Genomic DNA, 765 nt, shown 5'->3' with positions numbered 1-765 from the left:
TGAGATACAAGGGGCAAATCGCATTTATCCTAAAACATTAGTGGAATATCAGGGCGAATGTTATTCGCCCCTACAGATCAGTTATTTTTGAATTTCACCGCGGGTGCCGCCGAAGCCAAATTCTTTATCTTCACCAACAAATTTAAAACGTGCAATACCAGAGACCTCTTCTGCTTCAGGTCCAAAGAAACCAAGTTGGTAATATCCATTCGTCATTCCTGAAGAAGAAACAGCTACCCCCTGAATACCTACAACAGCCTTATCATTTAAAGATATCTGTGGTTGGATATCAGCTTCTTTTAACTCAACTCGACCGTATAAAACCTGGCTAGAAACACTTCCCTGACCTTTTTTAGTATCAAAATCGACTTTGTAGATTAATCTACCTGACTCTGTTCCTTCACCAATATAAGTTGCTTTACCTGAATTTGGGATATTTCTTTCATGTGTTGCAACACCAACAATCTGAATATTATGTGGTTTTAAAGGTTGTTCTACATCATTGATAATGTTCTCAAATTCATTATTTGAAATAACTATAGAATATGGTTGGTTATAAATTTGTTGATAGCCTCTATATTTCGTTAATTTACCATCACTAGAAATCTCTTCGTGATTTTTATTAATAATATTTCCAGAAGAGGGAACTTCTTGTCCTAGAGCCTGTTCTTTGAGAAGTTTTGCTTGTATAGTGGCATTTGTTTTATCTCTTGCGTTTAATGCTTCTGCAGCCTTACGAGCTTCTTCTGCTTTGCGAGCTTCTTC

General features: G+C 36.6%; 1 protein-coding gene. It reads right to left on the bottom strand.

Features of this window, described 5'->3' with window-relative positions; all coding sequences use genetic code 11:
* Window positions 1-81: 81 nt before the first annotated feature.
* Window positions 82-765: factor H binding protein domain-containing protein (locus B0185_RS10030; protein WP_078208123.1), on the bottom strand; the 684-nt coding region annotated here is incomplete at its 5' end.

Source organism: Haemophilus parahaemolyticus (genome assembly GCF_002015035.1).
Taxonomy (GTDB): Bacteria; Pseudomonadota; Gammaproteobacteria; order Enterobacterales; family Pasteurellaceae; genus Haemophilus_A; species Haemophilus_A parahaemolyticus.
This window is presented reverse-complemented; position numbering and strand designations above follow the sequence as displayed.